We start from the raw sequence: 7,259 nt of genomic DNA on the forward strand, positions 1-7,259 counted from the left end.
GCCTTGAGATTATTAACAAACTAATCAATCTGGGTGCGAATATTGATCAGCCTATCATGCACGATATAACAGTACGTAGCTTTTTAAAGGGGAAGCTAAACAAGAAGAAATTTAATGACATAGAGACATTGGCTGATCATCTGAAAGATATAAGACTGGGAGTTGAATTCCACGGAGATGAAATTGTAGCATTAATTGGCGAGTATAATAAAACTTATCACAATAATGATAAAGCACGTGAAAAAGTTGAAGAGGCCATCAGCAATAGAAAAACACTTCTACAGAAAAAAGGCTGCAGAAAGACTGTACTGATGGCAGCTATTGAGTCTGACGCACTAAGTTTCATCCAATTACTATTAAAACGATCTGATTTCACTCTTGACCAGTTAACAACTGAAGGTGATAGTCCATTAGATTATGCAAGAAAAAAAGGTGCTCATACAGTTGTCAAATTTCTGTCCGATGTTGTTTCAACAACCGGTGCTTTCCCAACAAATAGTGGGAATACAATGCAATCATCAAATCATCCGTTCACTAACAACTCGACTGCCGGAGCCATACCTCCGAAAATACAAAAAATGAGCTGATTTAAATAACTCAAGTTACCCACCATCCTGAAAATTAGCCGTTATAGGTGACATGAAAAATGATCTCAAGGCTCGATCATTAATGCAGGGAACACCCAATGGGCGTTTATCCTTCTTTCCCGGCTTTGGTATCCATACTCTTTTGACCGGCGGTGCCTTGTAGCCCTGTCGATGAATAGATGTCAGTGTTTGCTCAAGCCATTGACCGAAGCCTTTCTTCGTCTCTTCCATTGTCAATCCATCAACCCCGGGCGATGTCCCATTGGGAATCTTATTCAGATTCGAACAGAGGCTCGCCGGTGTGATGTGATGAGCCAAGCTGGTGAGTCGAAGTTTCGGATTACTCCGGGCTTTAGCTGCTACCCTTTCCAGTCCCGTTACCATAGCTGGTTTACCTTCTCTCTGCGTAGAAGCCCGTAAACGAAAAAGCACCGCCATTGATGGTAGCGCTTTTCCTCAATTCTACTGAACATCTACTCAACACACTACGGCAATTCCCTGTCCGGTCGATAACGCCTTTATGGATCTGGAAACCTTTGCCAGCCTCTTCTCAGGCTCACCGTTCAAACCCTTGCTACGACATCGCAATGCCGTAATGAATGCACTTACGCACCTCAACCGGCAGATTCAAGTCCTTAACTCTGAACACACAGAGACCGTTGCCAGCAGCTCCTGGATCAAAGAACTTCCCCATCAACTGGAAGCAATGGCGCAAGAAGTGCTTTTCTGCCTGCAAAAACCATCACTGATGGCTCAACCCAGAGAAGTGATCATGGACGCACTTCAGTCCCAGAACCAGCTGGCTCATCAGACCTTTCGACTGTCAGAACGATTAAGCTATCGTCCCCTTCGATTACCAGCCGAAATGAGCGTGCCACTGAATGACCTGACCCGACAGTTTGGCAAGACTGTCTATCAATTAAGGCGGGCCGTCATCGAATTAAATGAACTCAGTCAGGGCGGATTCAGAAAGCAGTACAACCAATCTCAAGGTCGCTTCAGGAGAAATCTTGCCTGTGATGTCGATGAACTCAGAAAGATCAGTCAAGAAATTCGGGAACAAACCTGCCTGATGGAAAACACGATAGACCCGGTGGATGTCGCCCTGCTGTTTCTGATTCTGGACGACATCAGTGACCTGTCTTTATGGATGCGTACCCTGGTAACTCACTTGCAAGCCTGACAAGACCCACTGTAAGACACTGTTACCCTTAATCTGCAATGCAGTGAATCCTCTTTTTGCCGGTACGATCGAGATAGTCCTGAAACTCTTTTGGCAAGCGTCCTGTTGTTGAGCCATACCAGCGCACCGTATCGCCGGAGTTTGTCTGAAACTCGAAATTATGCTTGGAGACGTTTCTCCTGCGCTTGCCTTCCTTACCTATCTCTTGCAAAAGATTCAGGTCAGACATCGAGAGGCCTTTGGCCTCCATGACTTTCTTGATCTCTTCCACACTCTGAAGCTTTTCTTTTCGTTTTATATCTGCGGCTTCTTTTTCCTGGTTTTTTTCTTCCAGCACCTCATTCAGCCGGTTAATGATACGCTCCATCTCATCCATACCCACATCCCTGAAGAGAGAACGGATTCTGGTTTTACTACCCAGACGATGCAGAAGTTCTTCAAATATATTCATCATCAGACCTCAATGTATCAAACAAGTGTGGTTAGCCCACGAAGGCACCATTCAGTGTTCACCATAAAACTTGATAAGTCGTTTAATTCTCGGGCGACCCTGACTCATCCGCCAGCGATTGGTATCTCTCAGACTATACACACAGCCACAATACTCCTGTTGATAGAAACGCTGATCCTTGGAAATTTCAATCATTCTCGAAGCGCCACCCTGTTTGCGCCAATTAAAAGTCCAGTATGTCAGATCCGGATACCGATTGGCAGCTTCAACGCCGCAGCGATTGATTTGCTCAAGGTTCTTCCAGCGGGAAATACCCAGTGTGCTGGAAATAAGATTAAAACCATGTTCAAAAGCATACAACGCTGTTCTCTCAAAGCGCATCGAAAAGCAAATTGAACACCTTTCTCCACGCTCCGGTTCGTCCTCATACCCCTTGACCCGATCAAACCAGTTTTCAGTATCATAGTCGGCATCAATAAAGTTGATGTCATTTTTTTCACAGTAACGCTTGTTCTCTTTTTTCCTTAACTCATATTCTTCCAAGGGATGAATATTTGGATTATAAAAATACACCGTCTGCTCAAAACCAGACGCTTTAATGGCACTCATGATTTCACAGGCACAGGGAGCACAGCAGGAATGCAATAAAATTCTCCTTGAGCCATTGGGAGACTTCAGGACAGGCCTTTGATAGTTATCTGCAGAGTAGGGTGTATGCATGAGACGAATACCCGAATCCAGAGGAGTTACTTTAGTTAAATAGTAAACAGGACAATTGAGAAATGCTTTTTCCTTATATCCATGAATTAAGGTCAGTTTGAGGCAAAAAAAGACAAGGAGTCTTCAGATAACCTGGCTATCTTTCGGATACCAAACCGTAGACATCTAACCGGAGGCACCCTATCTGTAGCCAGAGTATTCTGTGATGTCGATGATTTTTGCCCAATTTTTGCAACAGACTAGCATAAGCAACTTATCTACAATGTCAATAAAGCAACAGTTATATCAAAACTGTCGCTCAGTGAAATAATGATCATCATCTATTTTCATCAGAATGCCTTTCGGAACTTCAAACGTTGCTAGCTCAACCTCATTGTCCAACACAGGTCAGATTGTTTATCTCAAGACACAGTGCAGGGGACAGCTAACAGGTTTGTCATGTATTGCTGGATTCAACGGCAATTGTCGTTTTTGATAAACACCGTATCAATAGTCACAGGATATTCTCAAAAGAAGCCAAGTGAGGAAAGACGTCAACTGTTTACAATACGACTCCAGGCTCGATCTCACGATCACGCATTGTCGAGAAATCTTGTCCTTTTGTTTCACGACCGACGATGCTGATGATCGAAAAATTTACCGGACCTTGTTGAGGGATTCCCAGGCTGGCCATATAAAGGTAGTTGAATGCTCGATTTTGAGTTTCACAAAAGACGCATTCACAGGGTGAAAAGCAGAATCAGAGGATATTACACCAAAAACCCTGGCTTGCGGATTCAGGAGTTACACTAAGTTCAGTGATTTTCACGGTTTCATCAGCATCGTCATTCTGACCACTGTGAGCGACGGTCACCACATAGTCGCCATCGAGGCTGAAGATGGCTGACGTGACGGGACCAGCACGATAAATGGTCGCTTTTTCTAACCAGGATCCACCGAGCATCTGACCATAGATTTTCGCCTTGCCGTCAGCACCTGCAGTCACTACATGTCGGCCATCCGTGCTGAAGGTTGCTGAATGGACCCACCCCCTATGAGAAATGGTCGCTTTTTCCTCCCATGACCCATCGTTCTTCAGGCCGTAGATCTTCGCCCTACCATCGTCACTGGCAGTCACCAAATGACTAGCATCGGGGCTGAAGGTCGCTGATCTGATCCAATCTTTGTGGCAGATGGTCTCTTTTTCTTCCCATGATTCACCGTCCTCCTGGCTGTAGATTTTCGCCGTTTCATCAGCACTGGCGGTGACCACATGGCGGCTATCGGGGCTGAAGGCAACCGATAGAATCGAACCAATATGGGAAATGATGCCTCTTTCTTCCCATGATCCATCGTCCTCATAGCTATAGATGTGCGCCGTTTTATCGTCACAGACGGTCACCATGTGGCAGCTATCAGGGCTGAAGCTGACTGATTGAATCGCCAGATCATTGGTTAAAGTGGCTTCTTCTTGCCATGATCCGTCTATCGCCAGACCACAGACTTTCGCATTGTGATCACCACTGACAGTCACCACATGACAGCTATCGGGACTGAAGTTGACTGACCTGATCCAACTATTGTGACGAATGATGACTTGCGGTTGCCATGGTCCATCGTCCTTCAGGCCGAAGATTTGCGCTGTGTGATCGTCACCGGCGGTCACCAAATAGCGACCATCGGCGCTGAAGATCGCTGAAGCAGAGTCATCCTGATGGGAAATGATGGTTTTTTTTACCCATGAACCACCGTCCTCCAGACCGTAGATTTTCGCCTTTCCATCTCGACTGTTGGTTATCAGATAGCGACTATCGGGACTGAAGGTGGCTGAATAGACGGCGTCCTCATGAACAATAATGGCTTTTCGTTCCCATGAACCACCGGCCTCTTGACCATAGATTCGCGCTGTACCGTCGTAACTGAAGATCACCGCATGGCGACTATCTGCGCTGAAGCTGGCTGTACATCCCAAACGGCAGTTAAGAATGAGGACTTTTGGTTGCCATGATCCATCAACCTCCAGGCTACAGATTTTCGCCATGCCATCAAGACCGGCGGTCAATGCATGACAAACATCAGCGCTAAAACTGGCTGACTGGACATTTTTATTATGTGAGATGACTTGTGTGGCTAACTTGAATGTTCTTGATTGAGACTTTCGTTCAGTGTTAATAAAATGAAGCAGAGCAGGTAAATGAGGACTGCTTCGGCGTTTTATGAGTGACTCGATTAAATCCTTATCATTGATAAACCGCTCCATCCAACGGCGGAGTTGATCATCATCTTTTGAAGTGACAGTAGTCTTTAGAAGACACTGTTGTGGTGAAGGAAAACGGCGATACCATTCCTTTGCCAAAGTACAATCTTCTTGAATAATTTCTCTAAAGTAGGTACATACCTGTTTTAAACGGGCAATATCCTTGAATCTCAAACAGCCAATAATTTTCAACTGTATTTCGAGGGGTAAATAAAGCAGTAAAGGTTTAACCTTGTCAGATACAGTGATATTCCTGCCCGCATAGACACCCGTTGGTGCTCGCGCCAATATAAATTGATGAGGTGCTGGGGGAATTGAACCGCCAGTGGTGCCGTTATTATCTACTCTGTTCATACCCGGATTCTATTAAGTGGTTACTTATCCTCGATTTGATAGGATATTCGGAATTAATTTTGTAAAAACATAGTCGGCTTAGAATGGAAGCTAGTAACATGCTGCTAAGAGCAACTAACAAAATTGCCGCCAGCCCATGGACTATCCGTCTTTTTCTCCGCAACAAACACTTCGCGTGGGGCAGCGCCCGCAGGTTTTTCATTTATTGATTCAACATGAGACACAGCAAACGACCAATTATTCACCCGAGTTCAATGACTTTCACGGTTTGACCGTTACCATTGTTCCGCCCATCATTAGCAACGGTCACCACATAGTCGCCATCGGGGCTGAAGATGGCTAAATCGATGCGACGAATGTGGGAAATGGTCGCTTTTTCTAACCAGGATCCATCGAGCATCTGACCATAGATTTTCGCCGTGCCGTCTTTACTGACGGTCAACACATGTCGGCCATCGGGGCTGAAGATCGCTGATTTGACCCACCCCTTATGAGAAATGGCCACTTTTTCTTCCCATAATCCATCATCGGCCTTCAATCCATAGATCTTCGCCGTGCCATCGTCACTGGCGGTCACCAAATAGCAGCTATCGGGACTGAAGGTCGCTGATCTGACCCAATTTTCATGGAAGATGGTCTTTTTCTCTTCCCATGTTTCACCGTCCTTCCGGCTATATATTTTCGCCGTGTTATCAGCACTGGCGGTCACCACGTGGCTGCTATCAGGGCTGAAGACAACTGATAGAATCGACTCATTATGGGAAATGATGCCCTTTTTTGCCCATGATCCATCACACACCTGGGTATAGATTTTCGCCGTGTTATCGTCACCGGCGGTCACCACATGATGGCTATCGGGGCTGAAGCTGGCTGACTTGACCGAGAGATTATGGGGTAAAGTAGCTTCTTCTTGCCATGATCCGTCTATCTCCTGACCAAGGACTTTTACATTGTAATCGCTACTGACAGTGACCACATGTCGGCAATCGGCACTGAAGCTCGCCGAGCTGACTGTACCGTTGTGACTAATGATGGCTTCTGGTTGCCACGATCCAAAGTCCTCCAGGCCGTAGATTTGCGCTGTGTGATCACGACTGACGGTCAACACATAGCAACTGTCGGCACTAAAGGTCGCTGAATCGACGGAACGACCATCATGGGAAATGGTGGCTTTGCGTTCCCATGAACCATCGTCCTCCAGGCCATAGATGATCGCCGTGCCATCGTTACCGGCAGTCACCACATAGCAACCATCAGGACTGAAGGCGGCTGAGTAAACAATTTCCTCATGATCAATAATGACTTTTCGCACCCATGAACCATCGGCCTCTTGACCATAGATTTCTGCCGTGCCGTCGTTACTGGCGGTCACTACATGGCGGCCATCGGCGCTGAAGCTGGCCGAACTTACTTTTTGGTCGTGACGAATGGTGACTTTTTGTTTCCATGATCCATCAGCCTCCAGGCCAAAGATTTTTGCTGTGCCGTCATAACTGGCGGTCACTATATGGCAAACATCAGGGCTGAAATCGACTGAGCAGACAAGGCTATTATGCAAAATAGTGCCTCTTGTAACTGATTTAAGTTTTTCAATTTGAGACTTACGTTCTGTATTAGTGAAATGAAGCAGAGCAGGTAAATAAGGACTGTTTCGGCGCTTTATGAGCGACTCAATTAAATCCTTATCATTGATAAACCGCTCCATCCAACAACGGAGTTGATCATCAT

General features: G+C 45.9%; 7 protein-coding genes. 2 read left to right on the forward strand and 5 right to left on the reverse strand.

What is annotated here, in order from left to right:
- The coding region (locus KDK19_RS02995; protein WP_257291316.1) for an ankyrin repeat domain-containing protein at positions 1-587 on the forward strand (587 nt) is incomplete at its 5' end.
- A gap of 15 nt (positions 588-602) precedes the next feature.
- Here the strand turns inward: KDK19_RS02995 and KDK19_RS03000 are convergent.
- On the reverse strand, positions 603-971 hold the full coding sequence (locus KDK19_RS03000) for a hypothetical protein (protein WP_257281834.1): 369 nt from the start codon (positions 969-971) through the stop codon (positions 603-605).
- Positions 972-1,107: 136 nt separating this feature from the next.
- Here KDK19_RS03000 and KDK19_RS03005 point away from each other — a divergent pair, with 136 nt between their 5' ends.
- A complete protein-coding gene (locus KDK19_RS03005; protein WP_257252873.1) occupies positions 1,108-1,770 on the forward strand; it encodes a DUF47 domain-containing protein in 663 nt (220 codons plus the stop codon).
- A gap of 28 nt (positions 1,771-1,798) precedes the next feature.
- On the opposite strand, the gene KDK19_RS03010 is transcribed toward KDK19_RS03005, so the two are convergent.
- The 4 genes from KDK19_RS03010 to KDK19_RS03025 form a co-directional block, all read right to left on the reverse strand.
- A complete protein-coding gene (locus tag KDK19_RS03010) occupies positions 1,799-2,224 on the reverse strand; it encodes an H-NS family nucleoid-associated regulatory protein (protein ID WP_257281835.1) in 426 nt (141 codons plus the stop codon).
- A gap of 48 nt (positions 2,225-2,272) precedes the next feature.
- On the reverse strand, positions 2,273-2,866 hold the full coding sequence (locus KDK19_RS03015) for an epoxyqueuosine reductase QueH (RefSeq protein ID WP_257281836.1): 594 nt from the start codon (positions 2,864-2,866) through the stop codon (positions 2,273-2,275).
- A gap of 814 nt (positions 2,867-3,680) precedes the next feature.
- Positions 3,681-5,531, reverse strand: coding sequence for an F-box/WD40 repeat-containing protein (locus KDK19_RS03020; protein ID WP_257287392.1), 1,851 nt, complete (start codon positions 5,529-5,531; stop codon positions 3,681-3,683).
- Between the two features lie 241 nt (positions 5,532-5,772).
- A partial coding sequence (locus tag KDK19_RS03025; RefSeq protein ID WP_257291317.1) for a WD40 repeat domain-containing protein occupies positions 5,773-7,259 on the reverse strand: 1,487 nt, incomplete at its 5' end.

Source organism: Endozoicomonas sp. ONNA1 (assembly GCF_024606325.1).
Taxonomy (GTDB): domain Bacteria; phylum Pseudomonadota; class Gammaproteobacteria; order Pseudomonadales; family Endozoicomonadaceae; genus Endozoicomonas_A.